Annotated in this window: 16 protein-coding genes; 5 read left to right on the top strand and 11 right to left on the bottom strand. The window is 72.9% G+C overall.

All coding sequences use genetic code 11. The annotated features are described in order from the left end of the window. Nucleotides 1–7: 7 nt before the first annotated feature. The 8 genes from IE237_RS10295 to IE237_RS10260 form a co-directional block, all read right to left on the bottom strand. Nucleotides 8–1951: an alginate lyase family protein gene (locus tag IE237_RS10295; protein ID WP_189801482.1), complete on the bottom strand. Its 1944-nt coding sequence runs from the start codon at nt 1949–1951 to the stop codon at nt 8–10. Continuing rightward, a complete protein-coding gene (locus IE237_RS10290; RefSeq protein WP_189801481.1) occupies nt 1948–4131 on the bottom strand; it encodes a bi-domain-containing oxidoreductase in 2184 nt (727 codons plus the stop codon). The genes IE237_RS10295 and IE237_RS10290 overlap by 4 nt, the downstream gene beginning before the upstream one ends. Nucleotides 4132–4148: 17 nt before the next feature. After that, on the bottom strand, nt 4149–6083 hold the full coding sequence (asnB, locus tag IE237_RS10285; protein WP_189801480.1) for an asparagine synthase (glutamine-hydrolyzing): 1935 nt from the start codon (nt 6081–6083) through the stop codon (nt 4149–4151). A gap of 3 nt (nt 6084–6086) precedes the next feature. Continuing rightward, the gene (locus tag IE237_RS10280; protein WP_189801479.1) at nt 6087–7604 is read right to left on the bottom strand and encodes a Wzz/FepE/Etk N-terminal domain-containing protein; all 1518 of its coding nucleotides are present in this window, start codon (nt 7602–7604) and stop codon (nt 6087–6089) included. Further along, on the bottom strand, nt 7601–8998 hold the full coding sequence (locus tag IE237_RS10275; RefSeq protein WP_189801478.1) for a Wzz/FepE/Etk N-terminal domain-containing protein: 1398 nt from the start codon (nt 8996–8998) through the stop codon (nt 7601–7603). Before IE237_RS10275 ends, IE237_RS10280 begins: the two co-directional genes overlap by 4 nt. After that, nucleotides 8995–10260, bottom strand: a complete 1266-nt coding sequence (locus IE237_RS10270) for a glycosyltransferase family 4 protein (RefSeq protein ID WP_189801477.1) — start codon at nt 10258–10260, stop codon at nt 8995–8997. Before IE237_RS10270 ends, IE237_RS10275 begins: the two co-directional genes overlap by 4 nt. Further along, a complete protein-coding gene (locus IE237_RS10265; protein WP_189801476.1) occupies nt 10250–11566 on the bottom strand; it encodes a nucleotide sugar dehydrogenase in 1317 nt (438 codons plus the stop codon). The genes IE237_RS10270 and IE237_RS10265 overlap by 11 nt, the downstream gene beginning before the upstream one ends. Before the next feature lie 71 nt (nt 11567–11637). Next, a complete protein-coding gene (locus IE237_RS10260) occupies nt 11638–13116 on the bottom strand; it encodes a sugar transferase (protein ID WP_189801475.1) in 1479 nt (492 codons plus the stop codon). A 689-nt stretch (nt 13117–13805) separates the two neighbouring features. Between IE237_RS10260 and IE237_RS10255 the strand changes: the two genes are divergently transcribed. The 5 genes from IE237_RS10255 to IE237_RS10235 are packed head-to-tail and all read left to right on the top strand — an operon-like array spanning nt 13806 to nt 21197. Next, nucleotides 13806–14309, top strand: a complete 504-nt coding sequence (locus IE237_RS10255; protein ID WP_189801474.1) for a hypothetical protein — start codon at nt 13806–13808, stop codon at nt 14307–14309. Beyond that, complete coding sequence (locus IE237_RS10250; protein WP_189801473.1) at nt 14279–15703, top strand: hypothetical protein; 1425 nt, start codon at nt 14279–14281, stop codon at nt 15701–15703. The genes IE237_RS10255 and IE237_RS10250 overlap by 31 nt, the downstream gene beginning before the upstream one ends. Beyond that, entirely contained in the window at nt 15700–17247 is a 1548-nt protein-coding gene (locus IE237_RS10245) for a VWA domain-containing protein (protein ID WP_229842508.1), read from the top strand. Before IE237_RS10250 ends, IE237_RS10245 begins: the two co-directional genes overlap by 4 nt. A gap of 18 nt (nt 17248–17265) precedes the next feature. After that, nucleotides 17266–18387, top strand: a complete 1122-nt coding sequence (locus IE237_RS10240) for an ATP-binding protein (RefSeq protein ID WP_189801472.1) — start codon at nt 17266–17268, stop codon at nt 18385–18387. Beyond that, nucleotides 18384–21197 carry a DUF5682 family protein gene (locus IE237_RS10235; protein ID WP_189801471.1) on the top strand — a complete coding sequence of 938 codons (2814 nt, stop codon included), beginning with the start codon at nt 18384–18386 and terminating at the stop codon, nt 21195–21197. The genes IE237_RS10240 and IE237_RS10235 overlap by 4 nt, the downstream gene beginning before the upstream one ends. A gap of 88 nt (nt 21198–21285) precedes the next feature. Here the strand turns inward: IE237_RS10235 and IE237_RS10230 are convergent, their stop codons facing one another. The 3 genes from IE237_RS10230 to IE237_RS10220 form a co-directional block, all read right to left on the bottom strand. Continuing rightward, the gene (locus IE237_RS10230; RefSeq protein ID WP_189801470.1) at nt 21286–21843 is read right to left on the bottom strand and encodes a DinB family protein; all 558 of its coding nucleotides are present in this window, start codon (nt 21841–21843) and stop codon (nt 21286–21288) included. 89 nt (nt 21844–21932) lie between these two features. Further along, complete coding sequence (locus IE237_RS10225) at nt 21933–23264, bottom strand: phytase (RefSeq protein ID WP_189801469.1); 1332 nt, start codon at nt 23262–23264, stop codon at nt 21933–21935. A 177-nt stretch (nt 23265–23441) separates the two neighbouring features. Then, on the bottom strand, nt 23442–24347 hold the full coding sequence (locus IE237_RS10220) for an SdiA-regulated/phytase-like domain-containing protein (protein ID WP_229842503.1): 906 nt from the start codon (nt 24345–24347) through the stop codon (nt 23442–23444). Between the last annotated feature and the right edge of the window lie 15 nt (nt 24348–24362).

Below are 24362 nucleotides of genomic sequence, written 5' to 3'. Positions count from 1 at the left end.
CCTCCCCCTAGCCGCGGAACCCGAGCACGGTGGTGAACTCCTCCACGCCGTCGGCGCGTCCGGTGCCGACCAGCGTGGTGGAGGGTTCCTTGCGCCCGAAACCGGCGGAGTACCAGCCCAGCGGGGGGTTCGTCTCCCCGCGATGCGCCCGCCAGGACAGCTGCCCGGGCAGGTCGAGCACCGCGGAGCGGTCCTCGCCGTCCCGGGTCCAGGTGAGCACCGCCCGGTTCCCCACCAGCTCCGCGGCGATCTCCGGGCCCAGGTGGAACGCCAGGCGCACGGTCCCACGAGCGCCGCGGACCTCGTCGACCACACGCAGCTCCTCGCTCGCGCCGGTCAGTTCCACCCGGCGGCGGTGCACGGCATCCCCGTAGCCGTCGTGCTCGGCACACCAGCGGGACACCCCGTCCTCGGCGGCGTCCGCGACCAGGACACGGCTGCGGGCGTGCCGGGTCCACAGGAACGGGCCGCCGGACTCGGACTGGTCGACGCCCTCCCACTGCAGGGTGTTGTGTCCGAGGGTCGACCGGAAGTACTGCCGCCACTCGGGCTGCCCGTGGTAGCAGAACGTCCCCGGGTCGGCGAGCACGTCGACCCCGTCGTGCCGGACCTCCACGGACAGCGCGTCCGCGTGGGCGTGCGCGGCGATGGACAGGAACCCGTGCGGGCCGCCGTCGCAGCGGCACCAGATCTCCCCGGGACCGCGCAGGATGGTCATGCCCGCGTCGGCGAAGTGGGACGGCCGGCTCGCCGGCCGCTTCACGCCCGGCGCGGACGGCCGGAGGAGCGCGGCGAGCAGCGGGGTGCGCACATCGGTGCCGGTCACCTCCGGCCACCAGGCGAGCCGGCCGAACACGGCGTCCCCGGTGGCGAGGAGCGAACCCCAGCGGTCGGTGCCCTCGCCGTCCACGACCAGACCGTGCCCGTCGTCCGCGTCCCCCTGGCGCGGCGGCCGCAGCCGGCCGTCCACGACGGCCGCGAGCGCGTCGGTCATCCGCAGCAGCACCAGCCGGAGCGTCGCGGGGACCGGCACGCCGGCGGCGTCCGCCTCGGCCACCGCGGCCAGGCCGAGCTCGAGGACGAGCCCGTGGTACTCGGTGGCCAGCTCCCGGTTCAGACCGGAGACGAAGGTGTTGCTCCGCAGATGCCGCTCCAGCGACGCCAGCGCGTCGGCCCGCCAGCGCGCCGAGGAGGGGAACCACCCGAACGCGCAGGCCGCGGCGAACTGCCCGGCGGCCTCGGCGACGATGTGGTTGTTCGCCGACGATCCCCGGCTGGGGAAGGCGGCCAGCCAGCGCTGGTGGTGCCAGATCTGGTCCAGCGCCACCGGATCGCCCTCGAAGAGACCGGCCGCGCCCGGCCAGCCGTCGAGCAGCCGGCGGATCCACACCCACGACAGCAGCCGGATCCCCAGCTCGATGCCGCTGATCCAGTGCACCCCGCGCAGCGGCGGGTTGGCCGCCCACCACTGCCGCAGGTGCTCGGCCACCCGCTCGGCGTACCGCTCGTCCCCGGTGACCGCGTAGGCGGCGGCAAGCACGGTGAGGTACTGGTGCCGTGACGGCTCCCAGATCTGCTTGATGTCCCCGACCGCGTCCTCGTTCCGGTACGGCACGTCGAAGGCGTACCCCGACGGAGCCCGGCGCCCGGTCTTCGGGTCGCACCACCAGTCCGGGTCGGCCATGTCGTCGCGTACCACCCCGAAGAACTCGGCGTGCCCGGCCATCAGCCGGTCCGCCTCGGCGACGAGACGCTTCGCGGCGTCCGGCGGCACCTCGGCGATCGTCCCGGCGGGCAGGACCGCCGTGAAGCGGGCGCCGGTCACACGCGGGGAGTCGGGCAGCGCCGACCGCCACCGCCGCCTGCGCACCGCGTCGACCGCCCGGCCGCCGACCTCCCGCGGTCCCATCCGGGACAGCCGCCGGAGGTACCAGCCCGCGCTCATGGTCATGGGGTCCTCGCCAGCGTCACCGGTGCACCGGCCGCGAGGGCCGCCTGCACGGCGAGGGTGGCCGCCGTGGTGGCGACCAGCGACTCCAGCGGCACCGGCATCGGTCCGCCGGTCCGCACGGCCTTGACGAACGCGGCCAGCTCGGCGTTCTGGCCCTTGTCCCGGGCCTGGGGCAGCCGCGAACTCACCCACCGCTTCTGCCCGTACACCGAGGCACGGACGAAGTCGTCGAGACGCAGGACCTTCCCGTCCGCGAGGAGGTCCAGCGTCTCCTTGGGGAAGCCGGGGGCGCCGGTGGTGACGTAGCTGATGGTCGCCGTGGACTCGTCCGGGTAGCGCAGCACGATCTGCAGGTCCTCGTTGCCGGCCGGGGCGACCGCGTACACCGAGACCGGGTCGGCGCCGAGCAGCCAGCTCGCCGTGTCGATGAAGTGCCCGCCCTCGCCGGCGAACCGCGAGCCCTCGGTGCCCTGCCGCAGGTACCAGCTGCCGTCCTGCAGCCGCCCCGCGTTGACCAGGTAGCGGAGGCTCGCCGGACCGGTCCGGGCGCCGAACCGCTTCCTGGCCTCCTGCAGCAGCGGCGCGAACCGCCGGTTGAAGCCCACCTGCAGCCGGTCGTTGCCGGACTCCTCCACCGCGGCGAGCACGCCCGCCAGCTCGTCCTCGGAGAGGGCGAGAGGCTTCTCCACGAACACCGCCTTGCCGGCGAGGAGCGCCTTCCGGGTCAGCTCGGCGTGCGAGCTGTGCCGGGTGACCACGAACACCGCGTCGATCGCCGGGTCCCCGAGCACGCCGTCGAGGTCGGTGGTCGCCCGGGCGAAGCCGAACTTCCGCTGCGCGTTGGCCGCGGACAGCGCCGTCGTGGTGACGACCGTCGACAGCGAGACGCCTTCGCGCTCCGCCAGGTGCGGCAGCAGCATCGACGTGGCGTAGTTCCCCGCGCCGACGAACGCGAGCCGCACCGGCGCGTTGCCGGGCCGGGCCGGGGCGGACGGCGTGCCGCGTCGCACCGCGGGCACGGCCACCGCCGGGGCCTCCGCCTCTCCTTCCTCCGTCTGCTCTGGGTAGCGGAACAGCACCGCGACGGCCTTCAGTTCGCCGTCCTTCAGACGCCGGTACGTCTCGACGGCGTCGTCGAAGTCGGCGATGTGGGAGATCAGCGGATCCACGTCGACGCGGCCGCGGGCGAGCAGATCGAGGAAGCACGCCAGGTTGCGGCGCTCGGTCCAGCGCACGTAGCCGATCGGGTAGTCACGCCCCTCCAGCTCGTACTCGGGGTCGTACCGCCCGGGGCCGTAACTGCGGGAGAAGCGGACGTCCAGTTCCTTCTCGTAGTACGCGTTCCACGGCAGGTCCAGGCGGCACTTGCCGATGTCGACGACCCGGCCGCGGTCCCGGCACAGCCGGGCGGCCAGCTCGACGGGCTGGTTGCTGGAGCCGCCAGCGGCCAGATACACCTGGTCCACGCCGTGCCCGTCGGTGAGCTCGGCGACAGCGGCCTCCACGGCCGCGGAGGAGGGATCGCCGCAGGCGGCGGCGCCCAGGCGCTCGGCCAGCTCGCAGCGCGCCGGATCGGGATCGACCCCGACGACCCGGACCCCCGAGGCCACGAGGAGCTGCACCACCAGCTGCCCGATCAGCCCGAGGCCGATGACCAGCGCCACCTCGCCGAGCTGCGGCTCGCCCTGGCGGACGCCCTGCAGCGCGATCGAACCGACGGTTCCGAAGGCCGCGTGCCGCGGCGCGAGACCGTCCGGCACCCGGGCGTAGAGGTTCTTCGGCACCCAGTTCAACTCGGCGTGCAGCGCGTGCTCGTTGCCCGCGCAGGCGACGAGGTCACCGACCTTCACGTCGTCGACGCCGGGACCGACCTGCTCGACCACCCCGCACAGCGAGTAGCCCAGCGGGGTGTAGGAGTCCAGCTTGCCCATCACCTTGCGGTAGGTGGCGGGCACCCCGTTCGTTGCCACGCTCTGCATGACCTTGGCCACCTGGTCGGGCCGGGAGCGCGCCTTGCCCAGCATCGACATGCCGGCCTCGGACACCTTCATGAGCTCGGTCCCGGTGGATATCAGCGAGTACGCGGTACGGACCAGCACACCGCCCGGCTTGCATCCCGGCACCGGCACGTCGAGCACCGCCAGTTCGCCGCTCTTGTAGTTCTGCACAACCTGCTTCACCCGAAGTCCCCTTGTTTCTAAGCCGTCAAGCGAGTGGTCCGGCCGGACTCTGAGGTCGCGCCGCGGTACCAGTACTCGAGGGTCAGCACATGCCACAGATGCTTGGAGAAGTCCCGCTGCCCGGAGGCGTCCTCGGCGACCATCCGCGCCAGCGCGTCACGGCGCAGGAGCCCGGAGCCGACGAGCACGCCGTCGTGCACCACCTCGCGCACCAGCGGAGCCAGGTCCCGGCTCATCCAGGCACGCAGCGGGGCGCTGAACAGGCCCTTGGGCCGGTACACGATCTCCCGGGGCAGGACCGAGGTGGCCGCCTCCTTGAGGACGGCCTTGCCCTGCCGTCCGACGATCTTGCGATCACCGGGCACGGCGAAGGCGGCCTTGACCACCTCGACGTCCACGTACGGCACCCGCACCTCGGTCGACGCGGCCATGCTCGACCGGTCCGTGTAGGCGAGGTTCAGACCCGGCAGGAACATCCGGGCGTCGCCGAGGCACATGCGGTTGACGAAGTCGTCGAGCTCGTTGTCCTCGTAGACGTCCGCGTGCTCGGTCAGCACGTCGTCGACCGTCCCGGCCAGGTCCGGATCGACCAGGCCGAGCAGCTCCTCCCGGTCGTACATGGTGTAGCTGCGCCGGAACGCGGTCTCCTCCGGCAGGTCGGCGAAGGAGAGGAACCGCTTCGCGAACCGCACCGACCGGTACCCCCGCCTGGCCGTGGCGACCGGCAGCCGGTCCACGGCCCGGGACAGGCCGTGCCGCAGCGGTCCCGGGACGCGCTGGTAGCGCAGCGCGATCAGATTGGCCAGGTGCTTGCGGTAGCCCGCGAAGAGCTCGTCGGCGCCCATCCCGGAGAGCATCACCTTGACCCCGGCCTCCCGGGCGGCCGAGCAGATCAGGAACGTGTTGATCGCGGCGGGGTCGCCGATCGGCTCGTCGAGGTGGTACGTCATCCGCGGCAGCAGGTCGAGGACGTCCGGGGCGATCTCGATCTCGTGCAGGTCGACGCCGAACCGCTCGGCCACCTGCCGGGCGTAGCGCAGGTCGTCCGGCATCGCCTCGAACTTCGCGTCCTCGGCGCGGAACCCGATCGTGTAGGCGGAGATCCCCGGTTGTTCACGGGCCGCGAGGGCGGTCAGATAACTGGAGTCGAGACCGCCGGAGAGGAAGGTCGCCACGGGCACGTCGGAGAGCATGTGCCGCCGGGTCGACTCCTCCACGATGGCGGCCAGGTCCGGCCGCTCGCCGCTGAGGGCCCGGTCCCGGCCCTCGGCGGCGACGTCCTTCAGGTGCCAGAACCGGCCGCGGTCCACCCGGCCGTCGGGCCGGCACCGCAGCCAGCTCCCCGGCGGGAGCTTCTCCGCCTCGCGGAACGCGCACCGCGAGTCGGGCACCCAGTAGTACAGCAGCGAGGCCACCAGCGCCCCGTGATCCACCTCCAGCGACCCGCCGGTGGCGGCGGCGAGCGCCTTGAGCTCGGAGGCGAACACCAGCCCCTCACCGCGCCGGAGCAGGAACAGCGGCTTGATGCCGAGTTGGTCGCGGACGAGCACCAGCTCACCGGTGCGCTCGTCGAAGATCCCGAACGCGAACATGCCGCGCAGCCGGGGAAGACAGTCCGTCCCCCAGCGCCGCCAGGCCTCCAGGAGCACCTCGGTGTCGGAGGTGCCGCGGAAGCGCACCCCGGCGGCCGTCAGTTCGGCGCGCAGCTCGGGCGCGTTGTACAGCTCGCCGTTGTACGTCAGGACGAGCCCGTTCGAGACCATCGGCTGGGCGCCGGTCTCGGAGAGGTCGACGATGGCCAGTCGGCGGTGCCCGAGGTGCACCTCGCCGTCACCGACGGGGTGGCTGTATCTGCCCGCCCCGTCCGGACCACGGTGGGCGAGGGTGTCGGTGAGCCGGTCGGTCACGGTCTTCCCGTCCGGCCATCGGTACGTGCCTGCGATGCCACACATGTCCTACCGCATCTCCTGGTCGTTGTCCGGGACCCGTGCGGCCCACATCGGTACCCGTTCGGTCCGCCGCCGGCCCGTCACGCCCGGCCTGGCCGGCCGCTCGCTCCGGCCGCGCAGCGCGGTGTGCCCGTCCCACAGCGTGCCGTCGGTCCGGTCGCGCGGATCGGGGTCGATCAGCACCACGCCGATCACCGGGATGTGCTGCTCGGCCAGCTGCCGCGCCACGGTGTGCAGCCACGCGGCGCTGCCGTGCCCGGCGCGCACGACGAGCACCGTCCGCGTGCCGAGGTGGCGCAGGTCGGTCCAGGCCGTGCCGGGTGCCACCGACCCGACCCCGATCCGCCGCTCCTGGGACGCGAGGGCCGCGCCACGCTCGGCGCCGAGCACGGCCGGGTCTCCCGGCTTCGGGCGGCGGGAGGCGAGGTGCGTGCCGGGCAGACCGTCGACGACGGCCACCGGCCCGTCCGCCCCCAGAGCCCTGGCGAGGTCCAGGGCGATCGCGCTCGTGCTGGGCGCGGAGCCCAGTTCCAGCAGCGACAGCGGCTCCGCCGACTCGCGAGCGGAGCGGGCCAGGGACGCGGTGAGCCGTTCGCGTGCCGCCCGGATCCGGCGCCGCCGCCACGGACCGGTCGACCGCCGGGGCAGCTCCGCGATGACCGAGGCGCCGAGGTTCGCCGCGATCTCCCGGCGCAGCACGGGACGGTCCGCCACCACCGAGCCGACCGCGGCCACCGCGAGGCCCAGCGCGAGGCCCAGGGCGAGCCCGATCCCCGCGTCGGTGGCGGCCGTCTTCGGCAGGGAGTGCCGCACCGGACGCGGGACGTCCACGATCTGGGTGCCGGCGATCAGATGGGGCGTGCCGATCCGCGCCTCGGTGGCGCGCTGGTCGAAGTCGGCGATCCGCGAGGTGAGTTCGGCGCGGCGGGCGAAGAGCGACTCCATGGTCGCCGACGTCTTCGGTCCGCTCTGCGGCTCCTCGGTGCCGATCGCCTTGTTGACCTGGGTGAGTTCCTCCCGCAGCCGGTCACGCTGGTCGACCAGGGCCTTGGAGTCGGAGTTCGCGGCCTCTCTTATCCGCCGCACGTGGTCGGCGATGAAGGCGTCGGCCAGCGCCTGGGCACGGGCCACCGCCTCGGCGTCGCTGTCGCCGGTCGCGGTGATCTGCAGCACGTTGTTGGTCAGGCCGACACCCTCGTAGTCCTTCATGAAGTCCACCGGTTCCTCGGAGGACTTGAGGGCCCGCAGGGCGTTGCCGGCGATCCGGGTGGTCTGCAGCAGCGCGACATCGGTGCGGATCAGCGTCCCGGGGTCGTTCGGCTGGTCCTCCTGATGGGCGACCAGGATCTTGGTCACCGCGGTCGGGGGCGGCGGCAGCAGGATCGCCAGCGCCGCTCCGGCGAGCAGCCCCAGCAGCGCCAGGGAGCCCCAGAGACGGCGCCGCCTCCGCACCGCCACGACCAGCACCTGCAGGTCGAGCAGCGGAGCGGCGGCCGGCGGCTCCGAGGTCGTACTCGTCGTCATCCCGCACCTCCCGTCGTGTCGGCGCCGACCGCGAGCGCCGGTGTGGTGGCGTCCCGATGACGCCCGGCGTCACGCGACGGACGGGACCGGACCGTGTCGGCGAGAACGACGCCGACGATCGCGTGCCGGGCGTCGGCACACGCGTCGGCGACGCCGGCGAGCTCCCCCGCGGTCCAGCTGCTCGCGCTGAGCACGACCACGGCACCTGCCTCCTCGTCGCGGTCCGGCACCATCGGCCGGGACACCGAGACCGCCACGACCCGCAGCACGGGGTACCCCCCGCCCGAAGCGTCCGCGGAAGCGTCGCTCTCGGCCTCGGCGACGAGCTGCCCGGCGGCCCGGAGGGCGGTCTCGTCGCCGTCGGGGACGACGACCAGCAGCCGCCGGGGGACCGGCAGCAGGTCCTGGAGCCGGGCGTACACCCGCCGATAGCGGATCTGCCGGCCGGCCTCGTCGCCGGAGTTCCGCGGGGTCGGCACGTCCCACCGGACGTCGAGGCCGAGCAGACGGCGCGTCAGGGCCCGCGGGCCACGGCCTTCCGCCCGGCGTCCGGCCGGTTCGTCGGGTACGTCGACGGTGCCGAGGAGCGCCGCGCCCAGCGCCGCCGCGATCTCCGGAGCGGTGCGCAGCCGGCGGCTCATCCGCGCGGCGGCGAGATGCCCGACGACCGTGAGCAGGAAGGACAGCAGCGCCCCGCCGGCGATGAGCTGCGTCCTCGTGGGCGGCGCCTCGCCGGTCGGCCGGACCGAGGGCCCCATGACGACCATGTTGGCCTTCGCGGTGGCGGGGTCGGCCTGCTCCAGCTTGTCCACGGCCTCCTGCAGCGCGGTGCGCAGCTTGGCGAGCTCGGTGCGGGTCTGCACGCTCTCCACGGACTGCCCCGAACCGGCCCCGTCGGCCAGTTCGGCGATGCGGCGGCTGGTCTGCACCACCAGCTGTCGCAGCGCCTCGGGCTTCGCCGTCCCTTCGGGATCGGCGTTGTCGCCCTCGATCTGGTCCACGAACGCGACGAACTGCTGGGCCACCTGGTCGGAGAGCTGCTGTGCGCGCTCCGGGGTCTCGGCCGTTCCCGCGATCTTGATGATGTTCCCGTCGGCGGCCTTGGCGGTCACCTGTTCCCGCAGCTCGCTGCCGTCGACGCCGGTCCAGCCGAGTGCGGCGGCCGCGCGGTCGACGACCACCGAACTCGTCGCGATCTCGGTCTGGGTCAGCAGCTCGCGCTCGCCCCACGCCCCCGGCAGCAGGACCGATGCCGAGGTCGTGTAGCGCGGCGGAAGAAGCAGCGAGGTGCCGTAGCCGACGAGCGCACCCACCAGGGTCAGGATGGTGAGGAGCCGTCGGCGCCGACGGAGAATCCGCCCGATCGTCACCAGGCGTATCGTGTCATCGCTCAACGACGCGGCCTTCTCCCTGACCTGACCGGGCGGTTCACCGACACGGGAGTGCGGTCACCGGCGGCCGCGGTGTACGCGGCCAGCAGGGACTGCTGGGAGTGCCGCCAGGAGAGCTGCCCGCTGATCCGCTCCTGGCCGATCTTGCCCATCCGGGCCCGCTCCTCCGGATCGTCGAGGAGTCGCGCGATGAGCCCGGCGAACTCGGCCTCGTCGTCGGCGGACGCGTAGACGGCGGCGTCGCCGGCGGAGACCCGTGCCTCCCTGAGGTCGAACGAGACGATCGGCCGGCCCATGACCATGTACTCCAGGACCTTGTTCATGGTCGACACGTCGTTGAGCGGATTGCACGGGTCGGGGGAGAGGCACACGTCCGCGGTGGACAGGTAGCGCACCAGGTCGGCGTCCGGAATCCGCCCGGTGAACTGCACCTGCTCGGAGAGCCCGAGCCGCCGGGACAGCTCGACCATCGCGTCGAAGGCGTCGCCGGCGCCGACGAACACCGCGTGCCAGTCCGTACGCCCGAGCTCGTCGCGCAGTTTGGCGAGGGCGCGCAGGGCGTAGTCGACGCCGTCCTGCGGGCCCATGACGCCCAGGTAGCAGAGCAGATGGGGCTTGCCGCGCTTCAGCTCCGGCTCGGGCGGCACCGGGTGGAAGCGGTCGATGTCGGGGGCGCTGCGCACCACGAAGACGTCCTCCGGCCGCTTGCCCCCACGGCGCAGCGCGACGTCCCGGTAGCTCTCGTTCGTGGCCAGCACGATGTCCGCGGCCCGGTACGTCATCCGTTCCAGCGCGCACACGCCGCGGTAGAGCAGGTCCTCCCCGCGGTCGAACCGGGAGAGGTACAGCTCGGGCACCAGGTCGTGCTGGTCGAAGACGAACCGCGCCCCCTGCCGCTTCAGCCACAGGGCCGGCAGGAACAGCAGGTCCGGCGGATTGCAGGCGTGGACCACGTCGACCGGGCCGACCCTGCGGGCCAGCCGGATCGTGTGCCACAGCGCCGATCCGTACTCCCGCAGATAGCCGGCCGGACCTCCGGTGGCCGCGCGCAAGGGGTAGCGGTGGATCCGCACCCCGTCGATCACCGCCTCCGGCTCCGTGTCCCGCTTCTCACCGCGGGGGCAGATGACGTGCACCTCCCAGCCCGCGTCGCGCAGCGTCGTGCATTCCTGCCACACCCGTCGGTCGAACGGCACCGACAGGTTCTCCACCAGGATCAGTGCGCGACGGGCCGGCCCGTCGCTCCTGGTCGTGTCACCAAGCAAGGCCCATGTACCCCGGTTCGGTCCGGCGCGCGTCGGCGTCGGGAAGATGGATGAGGTCGACGATCACCGGGCTGCCGCCGTGGGGAAGCGCCTCGAGGACGGCCGGATCCCTGGTCCCGACCAGGCACACCTCGGCGTGGTCGAGCACCTCGTCGACGGAGTCCGCGAGCAGCTGCGCGAGGTGCGGCAGCCGGGTCTCGATGTACTCGCGGTTCGCGCCGAGCAGCCGGGAGAGGTTCACGTTGGGGTCGTAGATCTTCAACTCGTACCCCTTGCCGAAGAGCCTCTCCGCCAGTTCGACGAGCGGGCTCTCGCGGAGGTCGTCGGTACCGGGCTTGAAGGACAGTCCGAACAGGCCCACCCGGCGCTTGCCGGTGCGCTCGACCAGCTCCACCGCGCGCCGCAGGTGCTCGGAGTTGGAGGGAAGCACGTGGGAGAGGATGGGGACCGAGACGTCGGCCCGCTGAGCCGCGTGGACCAGGCTGCGCAGGTCCTTGGGCAGGCAGGAGCCGCCGAAGGCGAAGCCGGGCCGCAGATATGCGGGGCTGATGTTCAGCTTGCGGTCGGCCAGGAACACGTCGATCACCTGATGCGAGTCCACCCCGAGCGCCTGGCAGACCGCGCCCAGCTCGTTCGCGAAGCCGATCTTCAGGCCGTGGAACGCGTTGTCGGCGTACTTGATGGCCTCGGCCGTCGGGATCGGCACCCGGAAGACCTCGCCGGGCAGTCCTTCGTACAGCGCCGCGACGACGTCGCCGCTGGCCTCGTCGAGCTCGCCGATGACGGTCTTGGGCGGGTCGAAGAAGTCCCGCACGCTCGTTCCCTCGCGCAGGAACTCCGGGTTCACCGCGACCCCGATGTCCACCCCGGCCGTGCCGCCGACGTACTTCTCCAGGATCGGCACCAGCAGGTTCAGGCAGGTGCCCGGGAGCATGGTGCTGCGGAACACGACGGTCTGCCGCCCGCCCCGCTCGGCCACCGCGGCGCCGATCTCCTCGGTGACCCGCTCCAGGTACGTGGTGCACAGGCTGCCGTTGGGCTCGGACGGCGTACCCACGCAGATCAGCGACACGTCGCTGTCCTCGATCGCCTCGCGGACGTCGCGGGTGGCGCGCAGGGCCCCGGTCCGCACGACCTCGGCGATGAGCTCCCCGATGCGCTCCTCGACCACCGGAGCCTTGCCGTCGTTGACCAGGTCGACCTTCACCTGGTTCACGTCGACGCCGATGACCTCGTGCCCCATGCTGGCCAGGCACGCGGCCGACACGCAGCCCACGTAGCCCAGGCCGAAAACGCTGACTCTCATGATCCGTTCCTCCCCCTGGGCAGGCCCTTACGGCCTGCCGTCCTGCCGGCCGGACGACGATCCCCGTGCATTCAGTAGGCCCCCTGCCCGTACAGCACCGCGCGCAGCGTCTTCCACAAGATCACCGTGTCCAGGGCGAGCGACCAGTCCTCCACGTACCGGAGGTCCAGCCGGACCGCCTCCTCCCACGACAGGTCGCTGCGTCCGCTGATCTGCCACAGGCCCGTGAGCCCGGGTTTGACCAGCAGCCGGCGCCGGATGTCCGGGCCGTACGCGGCGGACTCCTCCGGCAGTGGGGGCCGCGGGCCGACCAGCGACATCGATCCGGTGAGTACGTTGAACAGCTGCGGGAGCTCGTCGATCGAGTAGCGCCGCAGCACCGCCCCCACCCGGGTCACCCGCGGATCCCGGCGGAGCTTGAACAGCAGGCCGGCGCCCTCGTTGCGGTGGGCCAGCTCGGCGCGGGCCCGGTCGGCGTCGGCCACCATCGTGCGGAACTTGAGGATGGTGAACTCGCGGCCGTCCTTGCCGACCCTGCGCTGGCGGTAGACCGCCCCACCCCGGCTGTCCAGCAGGACGAGCAGCCCGACGACCACCATCAGCGGCGCGAACAGCAGCAGCAGGACCGCCGCGCCCATCCGGTCGACGACCTCCTTGACCGCCCGCCGGCCCCCGGTGAAGGTCGGCATGCTGACCCGCAGCAGCGGGATCCCGAGCACCGCGTCGATGTGCAGCCGGGGGCCCGCCACCTCCATCAGCACGGGGGCCACGACCATCTCGGCGTCGCTGCCCTCCAGGTTCCAGGCCAGTCGCTGCAGCCGGTCCGGCGACCAGTGCGCGTCCGGTGTGACCGCGACGACGCGGTAGCCGTCGCGGCGGACGTGGTTGGCGACGTCCGTCAGCGGGCCGACGACCGGTACGCCGTCGATCTGGTCGCCGTCGAGCCCGAGGCCGTCCGCCGTGCAGACCGCCTCCACGCGCCAGCCGAGGTGCGGGAACTTGCGCGTCCGGGTGATCAGGTCGCGCACGGTGGCCACGTCCCCGGCGGCGAGCACCGGTCGCAGACACCGTCCTTCGTTCCGCTGCTTGTGCAGCCAGACGCGCAGCAGATACCGCGTCGTCATCGTGACGAGCCCGATGGCGGGGATCGCGACGAAGATCCAGAGCTTGATGTTGTGCGAGGTGAAGGCGATCCCGCCGAGCGCCAGGACCACGGCCGCCGTGAACATGGAGCGGCCGAGCCGGCGGAACTCCTCGGCGCCCTGGCCGAGCACGGCCGGCGCCCAGGCCCGGCTCACCGCGAGCGTCGCCAGCACCAGCAGTTCGGTGCCGAAGGCGAGAATGCCCCATTTCTCATGCCAGTTGGCCGCGTCCCGGGCCCCGAAGAAGCCGCCGATCGCCGCCACGACGACGGCGGTGGCCGCGGTGTCGCCGGCGATCACGGCTCGGCGGTACCGCTGCTCCCAGTCGATCGTGTTCCGGCCGATCGCCCCGTTCTCCAGACGCCCGTGCGTCGATGGAAACGGGTTGATCAATTCCCCCTGCTGCACGGACCCCCCCAGGGCGCCAGTGGGCTCGACGTGTTGGCTCCACACGATTCCTCCCCCCGGGAGGCCCCCGCCTCCCGCGCTGTTCCTCCCCTCGGGAGGCCCCCGCCTCCCGCGCCGCGCTGTTCCTCGCTCCGGGAGGCCCTCGCCTCCCCGCGAATGACGTACCGGCAACTGCAGCGCTGCTTGAAACACATCCACCAGGAACCCGACAACCCCACGTCAGGTGCCAGGACATGACTGCCGACCGTCCATGGCACCGGAGCGTTAGATCATCATTTGTCGCCTGGTGTCCGGGCTTGTGAAGCAAGGTCAATCTAGAGCATCGAAGGCCTCCTGAAGAGGGATGTGCGCAACTTGTGCTGAACCTTTGAAGGTTGATCCATCGCCGTTCATCCGCGCGGGAGTTGATCGACGACGCGGAGGAGCCGTGTGACCTGTGACGACGCAACTACACAGGGCATCCGGTGCCCCTGACCCGGGGGTTTTCCGCCGTTTCGGCGCGGACCGATCTTGGCTTGTTTTTTAACCTGGCGTGCGTGAGGCGCCCGACGACCGCCTCGCGTCGGGGTTCGAGGCCGGAGGCCCTCGCCCGACGGCGTCCGGAGGCGTTGTCAGTGGGCGGGGATACGTTGTCGATGTTCCGCCGCTCCGGCGTGAACAACCCCTTTGACGTGCATGGGAGAAGTGCGTTGCCGGTCTGGGAGAGGTCGAGCGCGGCGCGGGTGGTACCGCCCGCGCGGCCGAGGAAGCTTGCCAAGGTGCCGTTCGTCGAGCTGGCCGACGGACGTCTGCAGGGCGTGGTGTCCAGCGGATCCGACACCGGGCGCGTATACGTGTCCTCGATCGCCGCCGGGACGTACGCGTTCGCGTGCAGCACCAACAACAACCGCCCCTGCGGCGGCGCGCGGGGCTCCTTCTGCAACCACATCCGCGCGCTCGTCACCGAGGCCTTCCTGCAGTACGGCGCGCAGCGCGTCGCCCGCTATCTGAAGGCCGACACCTCCGACACGGAGCCCGACGCCCACGCGCTCGTCGCGGCGATGGCCGCCACGCGCCCCGCGCAGGGCGACACCTCGGCCGCCGCCCCCGTCTTCAGCCGGCTCCTGAGGCACCTCGCCTACCTCGAACGGGAGCCGGCCACCGGGCCGCTGCCCGAGATGCAGTGGTTCCCGCCGACGAGGGCGGCCGCCTGATGCGCACCGATCTGCTCGGCGACCCCATCGACGGACTCGACGAGGCACTGGCCGCCGTGGACGCCTTCGACGACGCCCTCGTCACCGGCCTGCTCCGGCCGCAGCCCGCGCAGACCGACGGGCTCGCCGCGCTCGCGGCCGCCCTCGGCGGAACGCCGCTCGCCGCCCTCGTCGCCGAGGCCGCCGACAAGGCCGCGGCGGGCGCCGCCGGCGAGGACCACTTCGTCGCACTCGCCGCCGGCCGCACCGCGCTCCTGGGCTCCGTCCACGACGCCCTGACGGCACGCGTGCGGGAAGCCACCGGCCGTCCGGCGGCCGAGGAGCCCGCGCAGCCCGTCGACGGCGAGGAGCCCGTCGCGAACGTGCTTTCCGCCGCCCGCGCCTGGCTGTGCGACCTCGCCCGCGCGGGCTGGCGAGGCATCGACCACGAGCTCGTCGGCGGCGCCGCGCCGGTCGTCTCCGCGATGCTGCCCGAGCCCCGGCTCCGCCGCCAGGCGACGCTGCTCGACGGCTTCTCGGCCGAACTCGCCGCCTCCTGCCCGGGAGCCACCCTGGAGAGGGTCCCGGTGCGCCGCTGGGCCGACCTGTGGTCACGCGCCCTGCTGCTGACCCTGCCCGGAGCCGCCCGCACACCCGCCGGGTCCACCGCGACCGGTCGCCTGCTGCCGCTCGGCGTCGACGTGCAGGAGCACGCGACCGCCGTACAGGCCCAGGTCCACGCGGTGTTCGAGCCGGCCGACGGCACGCCACCGCGCCTGGTCCGGGCCGCGGTGTCCGCGCCCAAGCCGGACACCGTCGTCGGCGCCGGGCTCTGGCAGCTGCTCCGGCCCCGCATGTCGCTCCTCGCGGCCGTGAGCGAGGGCCGCGCCATGGAGCTCGACGCCATGCCCGTCACCGCCGAGGGCGACCTCGTCTGGGACGACGCGCGCGCCCGCGCGGGGGAGCCCGCCGAGCCCTTCGCCACGGCCCGGGTCGCCCTCGCCGCCGCCGGCGACCCGGTCACCGCGCCGCTGGACCGCCACCCGGCCCGGCTCGCCGTGCCCGTCCTCCTGGAGGGGTACGCGGCCGAGCGCGAGGACGACGGCCCGCTGACGTTCGCGGTCGCGGGCCACCGACTCGCCGTCGACACCGACCGCGTGCCCGCCGCCGGTCCGCTCACCCCGGAGGCGATCGCCGCCTCGGGCGCGTGCCTGGGTCTGCTCCGCTGGGACGCCGGAGAGTTCCTCCTCCAGCCGCTCGCCGTCGAGACGACCGTCCGGAAGAAGACCGTCGCCGTCCACGCGGGCGCCTGGGCGGGCGGCACCACCGACAAGGCCGGGGTCCGTGCGGAGAAGGCGGCCACCGACGCGGTCGCCGTCCTGCGCGAGCGTGCCGGAAAGCTGCTGCGCTCATGACCGACACGACCCTCCCGCCCGAGCCCGCGCTCCCGCCCGAGCCCGCGCTCCCGCCCGAGTCCGCGCCGACGCCCGAGTCCGCGCCGACGCCCGAGTCCGCGCTGACCCCCGAGTCCGCGCTGACCCCCGAGTCCGCGCCGACGCCCGAGTCCGCGCCGACGCCCGAGCCCGCGCACGAGACCGGGCCCACGACCGGCCCCGTGTCGTCGGCGCCGGCCGGACCCGATCCCCACGACAACCGCCGCCAGGTCCTCTACTGGCGGCTCCTCGCCCGGCTCTTCGACCCCGAGGAGCAGGCGGCCCTGGAATCGGCGAGCCTCGCCGTCGTCGAGGACATCGGCCTGCCGTCCGCGCTCCTCGACCCGGGCGCCTCCGTGGACTCCGTCGTCCAGCGCCACCCGGAGCTGGCCGACGAGTTGGACGGCCTGATGGCCCCGCGGCCCGAGCCGGACGGCGCCCGTGACCGGGCCGCCGAGGTGCGGCGCGCCGCGCTCGCCTCGAAGCTGCTGCTCAACGTCTTCTCCACCGGCTCCGGCACCGTCTCCGCCGGACAGCTCGCCCGCTGGCAGTCCGACGCCGGCCGACTGGAGCGCGCCCTGGGCTCCCCGCCCGGCGGGCTGCGCGGCGCGCGGGCGGCGGCCCTCGACGGCGGCGGCCTCGGACCCGAACTCGGCGCCATCGAGGCCGACCTCGTCCAGCGCATGCACCTGCGGGAAGTGCTGGCCGATCCCGCGCTGGCCGCCCGGCTCACCCCCAGCATGTCCCTGATCGAACAGCTGCTGCGCGACAAGGGCAACCTGTCCGGCGTGGCACTGGCCAACGCCAAGGCGCTGATCAGGCGGTACGTCGAGGAGGTCGCCCAAGTCCTCCGTACCCAGGTCGAGAAGGCCACCGCCGGAGAGCTCGACCGCTCGGTCCCGCCCAAGCGGGTCTTCCGGAACCTGGACCTCGACCGCACCATCTGGAAGAACCTCACCAACTGGAGCCCCGAGGAGGAGCGGCTCTACGTCGACCGCCTCTACTACCGGCACACCGTCCGCAGGACCACGCCCCAGCGGCTCGTCGTCGTCGTGGACCAGTCCGGCTCCATGGTCGACTCGATGGTCAACTGCACCATCCTCGCCTCGATCTTCGCCGGGCTGCCCAAGGTGGACGTCCACCTCATCGCGTACGACACCCGTGCGATCGACCTCACGCCCTGGGTGCACGACCCGTTCGACGTGCTCCTGCGCACCAACCTCGGCGGCGGCAACGACGGGCCGGTGGCCATGGCCATGGCCAGGCCGAAGATCGCCGAACCGAAGAACACCGTCATGGTCTGGATCTCCGACTTCTACGAGTTCGACCGCTCACAGCCGCTGTTCGAGGGCATCGAGGAGGTCCACCGCTCCGGGGTGCGGTTCATCCCCGTGGGCTCGGTGACCAGCTCCGGACGCCAGGAGGTCAACCCCTGGTTCCGGGAGCGGTTCAAGGCGCTCGGCACCCCCGTGATCTCCGGCCACATCGACAAGCTCGTGCACGAACTCAAGACCTTCCTCACCTGAGACCGAAAGGCCCCTCGCATGTCCGACCTGCTCCGCGCTCCCGCCGAGATCAAGTACGCCGAGGAACTCGACTGGCTGGAGTCGATCGACGACCACCCCAAGCCCTTCTCCTGGCGCCTGTCCCCGAAGATGGTCCGCCTCTTCATCCTCGGCTCCGAGCGCGCCGACGGCCTGGACCGGGACGTGTCCCAGAAGTGGTTCGGCGACCGCAGCTTCGTCGAGCGCTCCATCGTCACCCTCGCCTCCGACCGCGGCCTTCTCCTCATCGGAGACCCCGGCACCGGCAAGAGCTGGCTCGCCGAACTCCTCTCGGCCGCGATCAGCCGCAACTCCACCCAGGTGGTCCAGGGCACGGCCGGCACCACCGAGGACCACATCAAGTACTCCTGGAACGTCTCGATGGTCATCGCCAAGGGCCAGTCCCGCGCGTCGATGATCCCCTCGCCGATCATGACCGCGATGGAGACCGGCACCATCGGCCGCTTCGAGGAGCTGACCCGCTCCACCAGCGACGTCCAGGACGCACTCATCTCGATCCTCTCCGAGAAGTACATCTCGGTCCCCGAACTCGATGGCGCCGACGGCGAGAACATCGTCTTCGCCAAGCCCGGCTTCTCGGTCATCGCCACCGCCAACAGCCGCGACCGGGGCGTCAACGACCTCTCCTCCGCGCTCAAGCGCCGCTTCAACTTCGTCCGCATCCCGGTCGTGACGAACAAGAAGAGCGAGGCCGAGATCGTCCGCTTCCGCACCGAGGAACTGCTGCGCCGGCACGCCATCGAACTCGACGTGCCGCCCACCCTCCTCGACGTCCTCCTCCAGAGCTTCGCCGACCTGCGGGCCTCCGCCGCCGCGGCCGGCAGCGACGACGAGAAGCTGGAGTCCGCCCTCTCGACCGCCGAGCAGATCGGCGTCCTGGAGGACTCGATCCTGCACAGCAACTTCTTCGGCGAGCGCACCCTGACCGCCCGCGCCCTCGCCGCCTCGCTGGTCGGCACGCTCGCCCGGCGCGAGCCGGAGGACCTGGCCATCCTCAACAAGTACCTGCACGGCGTCGTCGAGCCGCGCGGCAAGGAGGAGGGCGGCTCGTGGCCCGAGTTCCTCGAAGGCGGCCGCGAAGCGATCGCGAAGCTGTCGTGACCGGGACCCCCTTCACCGCGCTGCGCGGTCAACTCCACGATGCGGCGACGGAGTTCGCCGGGGGTGAGGACGCCCTGGAGGGCATCCTCCTCGGCCTCGTCGACGACGTCGACCGCGCCGTGGCGGAACCGCTGGAGATCTTCCCCGTCTGCCACCACTCGCCCGCCTCCGCCCTCGCCATGGCCCGCCGGCTGCGCGAGAAGCAGCCCAAGGTCGTGTACCTGGAGCTGTGCGAGGACATGACGCCGCTCCTCACCGAGCTGCGGAACTGCCGGCTGCCGGTCGCGGTGCAGGCGTTCGCGAGCGACATCGACGGCTTCCCGCCCGACTGGGCGCCGCTGTCGGTCGTCGCCCCGATCACGGAAGCCTCCGCCGAGTACCAGGCCATCGCGTACGCCCTCGACACCCCCGGCGTGGAACTGGTCCTCGTCGACCGCTCCTCCGACCACGTCTTCCAGTGGGACGCCCGGCACGAGCGGACCGACGACCCGGCCCGCGAGGACGGGACCGGGGCCGGGAGCGGCACGGCGACCGGCACCGAGGCCGAGACCGCACTCCACGGCGAGGCCGTCGGCGTCGAGATCGGCGACCTGCGGCCGCGCTTCGCCGAACTGGAGGAGCACCTGCTGCGCCACGGCAGGGTGCGGCACTGGTCCGAGTGGTGGCACCAGTACGTCGAGGTGCCGCTCGGCGACAGCGACCACGACACCTACCGCCAGGTCATGTTCCTCATCGGCAGCCTGTTCCGCCGGCTCGCCCCGGGCGACGGGGACCGCGTCCGCGTCGACGAGGACCGCGAGCGCTACATGTGGACCCGGATGCGCGAGCACCTGGCCGCGACCGGCACCGACCCCGCCGACTGCCTGTACGTCTGCGGCGCCTTCCACGCGGCCAGCCGCGTCGACGAGTTCGGCGTGCACGGCGGCGACGGTTTCGAGATCACTCCCCGCACGGCCACGACCTGGCAGTACGGCCTGATCCCCTCCAGCAACGCGGCCATCGAGGCCCAGTTCGGCCTCGCCTCGGGGTCCGTGTCGATCGCGGCGACGCAGTGGACGAAGAACCTCAAGCGCACCCGGGTGAAGCCGTACCGCCTGGCCGGGCAGGCCGGCACGGAGCGGACCGCGAAGAAGGCGCTCCCGCCGACCGTCCTTCCCGCCGCCGGCGCACCGGCCGAGGACCGGCTCTCCGGCTTCCTCCAGAAGCCGCCCGTCCTCGACACCCTGGACGAGACCGAACTGCTCGGCTGGTCCGTGGACATCGTCCGCGCCGCCCGCCGCAACGGCTACCTGGCCTCCACCGCCGACGCGATCGCCGTCTTCGAGACATCGATCCTGCTCGCGGGGATGCGGGACCGGGCCAAGCCCACGCCGTACGACTTCCAGGACGCCGCGGTCACCTGCATCGAGAAGGACCGTGTGCCCGGGCGCCGGGACGTGCGCCGCCTCGTCGAGATCATGATGGGCGGCGACCGGATCGGACAGGTCGGCTACGAAGCGCTGCCGCCGCTGGCCCGCGACGTCCACGACCGACTGGCACCCCTGGAGCTGAACCTCCAACAGCGCGGCGTGCGCCGGGCCCTGCTCGACATGACCTCCCGACCGGAGCTGCGGGCCTGCTCGGACGTCCTGTGGATGCTGCGCCGCCTGCTGCCGCACGGAGCCGCACGCCCCGTCATGGGGGAGCGACGCCTCGGCGAGCGGTCGATCCAGGAGTCCTGGGACCTCGCCCTCGGCACCCACCAACGGGCGCTCATCGAGCTCGGCTACGAGGGAGTGAGCCTCGAACAGGTCCTGGAGCAGCGTCTGCGCCGCACCGCGTACGGCCCCCGGGCGACGACCGCCGAGGTCCTCGCGGCCGTCGAGGACGCCACGCTGTACCTGGGCGGCCGGCGCCTCGCCGAGGAGCTCGGCACCCGCGCCCTCGACGTCCTGGCGGGGGAGCGCACGGTCGACGGGGCGCCGGAGGTCCTGCGCCGGGTCCGCGGACTCCTCGCGTACTACCGCACCAGCGAGCCGGTGCTGCCGCCGTGGATCGAGTCCTTCGTCAGAACCGGGTACGCGCACTACTGCACGCTGTTGCCGACGGCGTTCCGCGACGAGGACGCGACGGTCGGGCAGGTGGCGGCCATGCTCGGCTTCCTGTTCGGCATGGAGAGCCTGGCGCTCTCCCTGGGCTGCGACAGGACACAGCTGGAACTGGCGGTCGCCCAGGCCCACCCGAACGACCCGGCGAAGACGGCCCTGCTGTGGGCCGCGCGGGTCCAGCTGGGCACGCTCTCCCGCGGCGAGCTGCGGGCACGCTGCGACGAGCTCCTCGCCAACCCCCTGGTCGTACCCTCCTACCCGCGCTACCTCAGCGGTTTCGTCCACGCCCTGGAGCCGGTGCCCGCTCTCGCGGACGTGGTGGTGGAAGCGGTGTCGAACGCCTTCGGACGTCTGCCGGACGCCGTACTGCTGCCGTGGCTTCCGGTCCTCATCACGACCCTCCGGTCGAACGCGGCGGAACTCGCCCCGCTGCTCATCCGCGAGGCGGGACGGATCTTCCCGGCCCGGCTCGCGGCCCTGGACGCCTGGGTCCCGCCGTGGCACGGACAGCCGGCCGCCCCGCGCGCCCTTCCCGCCGCCGGCGCCGCACACGGAGCGGCGCTCCTCGCCGCCCACCCGGCGACCTGCGACGCCCTCGCGGAGCTCCTGGGCCGTACGGAGGGATGGACCGAGGCGGAGTCGTCGGCGGGGACGGGAGCGGCACTCCTCGCCCGGCATCCGGCCACCGCCGAGGCGCTGGCGACCCTCCTCGCACCCCGATGACCTCGCCCCGGCCGCCGGCGCACCGGCCGGCGGCCGAGGAGGCCGGCCGCGCGCCGGGTCTCGGCAGACGAGGGGGGACGGACCCCCGCTACTGGCCGACCCTCCCGTCGACGCACTCGCGCAACAGGTCGGCGTGCCCGCAGTGCCGGGCGTACTCCTCGATCCGGTGCACCATCAGCTCGCGCACCGCGATCCCGTCCTTCGGGAGCCGCTCGCCCAGGTCCGTGTGCTCGGCGAGGGCGGCGTCGGCCGCGGCCTGCTCGCGCTCCAGATCGGCGAACGCGGCGTCGACCACCGCCTGGTCGGCGACGGCCTCGTGGAAGTCCGCGTCACGCTTCCCGTACACCTTCGGCAGCGGTTCACCCGTGATCCAGGTGATCCAGTCCCGTTCCACCTCGGCGAGGTGCCGGACGAGGCCGAGCAGCGACATCGTCGACGGCGGGACCGAACGGCGGGCCAGCTGTTCCGGGTCCAGGCCCTCGCACTTCATGCGCAGGGTCAGACGGTAGCCGGAGAGGAAGTCCAGCAGGGTCGCGAGCTCGCCCTCCGGGCCGTCGCCGTCGGTGTCACGAGGGTCGTCGGCAGGGTCCGCCCACATGTCGGGGTAGACGGTCGCCCGGCTCCAGCGCTCGGGTTGATCATTCATACGCCCATCCTCTTCCGTGAAGAGGCCGTCCCGCCACGGAATTGTCGGGCCCCGGTGAGGTGCCCCGGCCGGCCGCCGGGGCGGCCCGGTCAGTCGTCGAGGGGGTGGAGGACCTTGCCGAGGTCGACGAACTTGAAGTTGGTGGACGGGCGGTCGCCGTCGCCGGGGGAGTCGTGACCGTCCTGGACGACGAGGAGCCCGTTCGGGTAGGCCGAGCCGAGGGGCGCGTTCAGGGCGGCCGCGCCGTCGCACTCCTCGGAGCCGTCCGGCACCGATCCGGTCTGCGGGGTACCGGCGGGCGCGACCCGGAAGCCGCCCTCGTACTCGTTGCCGTCGCCGATCTCGCGGTCGTACGCGGCGAAGGTGTCGTCACCCTGGCTGGAGGCCAGCAGGTAGCCGTCGCCGTCCGGCTCGGTGACCAGCGTCAGGCCCTCGACGTCCGCGCTCAGCTTCGTGCCGCCGTAGCCGGGGTCGGCGCCCGGCGTGCACTCCTCGGTCTCCTCGTCGTAGACACCGGGAACGCCGTACTCACGGACCTTGTCGATCAGTCGCGGGGTGCCCGTGAGGTCGGCGCGCAGGCGCCAGATGCCGACGTCCTCCTGCCCGGCGTACAGCGTGCCGTTCGCCGGGTCGACGACCATGCCCTCGACCTGCGGCAGCTCGTCGGGCTCGGCGCACGGCGACCACGACGTGCCGTCGGGAAGGCGGAAGGAGGAGGGCAGGTCCAGGGTGCGGATCTTGCGGTAGGTGACCCTGCCGCCGGGGGCGGGCAGCAGCTCGAGCAGCGCGATGCTGGTGCGCTCGCGCCGGCTGACCAGGGCGTAGGCCTTCCCGGACGCCGGGTCCGTCCACGTCGCGAGTCCGTAGGCGGTCCGCTGCTCGTCGACCTCGGCCTGGTCCCGGGAGAACACGGCCGGCGCCGCCGGGTCGGTGACGTCGCTGAGCGGGCCCCCCGCACGGTCCCGGTCGATGCGGTAGAAGCGCAGCTTGTCGTGGCCGCGGTCGCTCGTGACGGCCAGGTCGGCCCGGCCGGAGGACAGCCGCAGACCCTCGACGAGGTCCACGTTGTTGAAGCGTCCGGGGGCGTGGTCCGGCCCGGCGGCCGGCGGCGCCGCCATGGACTGCACCGGCCGCGCGTCCAGGTCGTAGACGCGCAGGCCGCCCTCCTTCGCGGTCGCGATGACGAGGCTGCGGCCGGGTGCGGCGGCGTTCCGCCAGATGGCGGGGTCGTCCGCGTCCGCGTTGCCGCCCGCTTCGTCGTCGTGCAGCGCCGGCGTCTCCGAGCGCGGCGTCACGACGGGCAGCGAACGGCCCGAGCCACGGTGATGGTCCTCGGCCTGGGCCGGAACGGCCAGGGCCGCTGCGGCGAGCACGCTGCTCAGGGCCAGTACGGTCGACCGGGCGGTGGTGGAGCGAGTCACGCAAGTCTCCTCGGACGGGGGGCTCTTCGGTCCTGCGTGAGCGTGGTCCCTCTCCGTGTCGGCACGGCAGCCGCCGGAGGGCCGGTGATCCCAAGTCCTGGTGTACGAGCGGTGAACGACCGCTCTCCGCCGTGCGGCCGCCCGCGGTGGGACGGCCGCACGGCGGTGCGGTCCGGGTCAGGTCGCGCAGACCGGCACGGTCCGCACGTATCCGCCGAGGTTCTCGTCGTCGGTGCCGAGCAGGGCGTCGGCGGACCCGGGCAGACACTCCACGGCCTCGACCTTGTACCCCGGGAACGTCCCGAGCACGGTCGGCGATTCGGCCAGCGTGATCCGTACCCGGCCCGCCGCCGACAGGGTCACCCGGCCCGCGTCGCTCACCGCCGAGTCGAACGGCCCGTCGTCACCGGCGTCGCCCGCCGAACCGACCACGATCCGGCCGGAGTCCGTCACCGTGATGTCGGAGATGTGCCGCGTGCCGTCGACCGCCGGGGACGAGGACCGGTAGGTCCGCTGCGAGACGGCGCCGAACAGCGGCTGCCCCCACGCCGCGAACGACAAAGGCGCCGCGTACAGGGTGGCCGGCCGCCCGGTGCCCGCACCCCGGTCCGCCCACAGCGCCGCGAACATCCCGCCCCGGGCCACGAGCGCGAAGCTCTCGAAGTCGTCGCCCTCGCCGATCGCCGGCAGCGGGGTGTAGTCGACGACCGTCGCCGTCGTGTCGACGACCTTCACGCGGTAGAGGATGCCGCGGCCGGTGACCGCCAGGTACTCCCCGGGCATGCCCGGGATCGGCTCGACGGCCTCCAGATCGACGGGCTCCGCGCCGTCCCAGGCGAGCGGGGCGATCACGGTGGAGCCCTCGGTGTACGTGATCCGGGACAGGCGCGGCTGCCCGGACTTCTTGTTGTCGTGCACGACCAGGGCGTTCACCCCGTCCCCGTCCTCGGTGCGTCCCTCGTACGCGAGGCCGCTGACTCCGCTGCGGGAGTCCGTGCCCACCTGCTGCCATGTGTCGGCCGCTCCGGCCGGGGCGGTGCCGAGAACCGTCAGGAGTGCGGTCGTCGCGGTGAACCAGGTCATGCGCTGCAACATCGG

It is taken from the genome of Streptomyces tanashiensis (assembly GCF_014648895.1).
GTDB classification, from domain to species: Bacteria; Actinomycetota; Actinomycetes; order Streptomycetales; family Streptomycetaceae; genus Streptomyces; species Streptomyces tanashiensis.
The sequence above is the reverse complement of the archived record's forward strand: the minus strand, read 5'-3'. Positions and strand labels throughout refer to the sequence as shown.